Source organism: Micromonospora sp. LZ34, from assembly GCF_052981855.1.
Genome location: NZ_JBRIQN010000143.1, coordinates 1 through 1,551, shown reverse-complemented (window position 1 = coordinate 1,551; position 1,551 = coordinate 1). Strand labels below are relative to the sequence as shown.

At 70.6% G+C, this 1,551-nt stretch carries 1 protein-coding gene; it reads left to right on the top strand.

The genetic code is table 11. From position 1 onward, the window contains the following. The first annotated feature begins 59 nt into the window (after window positions 1-59). Complete coding sequence (locus ACVCAH_RS37830) at window positions 60-1,457, top strand: IS1380 family transposase (protein ID WP_447141002.1); 1,398 nt, start codon at window positions 60-62, stop codon at window positions 1,455-1,457. Window positions 1,458-1,551 lie beyond the last annotated feature (94 nt).

Sequence of the window (1,551 nt, the reverse complement as noted above, 5' to 3'; positions counted from 1 at the left end):
TCAGGGAAAATAGGGCTTGTCGAGAGTCCTGTTAACCCGTCACGGAAGGCACTTGCTGGGTGAAGGCTACCGCAACACGTCCGAAGATCATGGTGACCGGGGGTGGGCGGGGCGTGGTCGGTCACGCTGGTGCCCGGCTGCTCGCCGACCTCGCTGATGCGACTGGGTTGACCAGCGCATTCAGTCGGGCCCTGGCTGGGCTGCGGCAACGGCAGCGCGGACACGACCCGGGCCGGATCGCCGTCGATCTGGCGGTGATGCTGGCCGACGGCGGCGAGGCCATCGCCGACCTGGCGGTGCTGCGTAACCAGGCCGGCCTGTTCGGGCCGGTCGCCTCCGACCCGACCGCCTGGCGGCTGCTGTCGCAACTGGACGAGGCGACACTCGCCGTGCTGCGGTCCGCCCGGGCCCAAGCCCGCGAGGTCGCCTGGGCCCAGTATGCCGACACCCGCGGTGACCTGCCGCAGGCCTCCGCGGCCGGCCTGCCGGTCGACGGGCTGATCCTGGACATCGACGCGACGATCGTGCTCTGCCACTGCGAGAAGGAATCGGCGACCCGCACCTGGAAGAAGACCTTCGGCTTCCACCCGTTGCTCTGCTTCCTGGACAACACCGGCGAAGCCCTTGCCGGGCTGCTGCGCGAAGGCCGGGCCGGCTCGAACACCACCGCCGATCACATCACCGTGCTCGACCAAGCCCTCGCCCAGATCCCCGACCAGCATCGGTATGGCACCCCGATCCTGCTCCGCGCCGATTCGGCCGGTTCCAGCCAGGGGTTCCTCGCCCACATCCGATCCTTGCGCGACCAGCACCTGGACATCCGGTTCTCCGTCGGTGCCGCGATCACCGAGGGCGTGCGGGCGGCGATCCGAGCCGCGACCGGCTGGGTTCCCGCCGTGGACACCGGCGGTGACCTGCGCGAGCATGCCGAAGTCTGCGAGATCACCGGCCTGTTCGACCCGACCGGCTGGCCGGAGGGCACCCGGTTCCTCGTCCGCCGGGAACGCCCGCACCCCGGCGCCCAACTGTCGCTGTTCGACACCATCGAAGGCTGGCGGCATCAAGTCGTCGCCACCGACACTCCGCCCGGCCATGGTGGTATCCAGTTCCTCGAGGCCCGCCACCGCGGCCACGCCCGCGTCGAGGACCGGATCCGCTGCGGGAAGAACACCGGCTTCGGCCGGTTCCCGTCCCGGCACTTCGCGATCAATCAGGCCTGGCTCCAACTCGCCCTGACCGGCATCGACCTGCTCTCCTGGACCCAGGTCCTGCTCCTGGACGGCGAGCTGGCCACCGCCGAGCCGAAGAAGCTGCGCTACCGGCTGCTGCACGTCGCGGGCCGGATCACCCGCACCGCCCGGCGAACCCGCCTGGCCATCGCCGCCAACTGGCCCTGGACCGACGCCCTGACCAGCGCATTCAGCAAACTCGCCGCACTGCCCCGGCCCACCGGCTGACCCCGGACCCCACGCAACGACCAGCGACACGGAGGAACCCGGCCCCGCGCCGGGCCCTCAGCATCCCGCCAAAACAGCGGCAATCACGCGAATC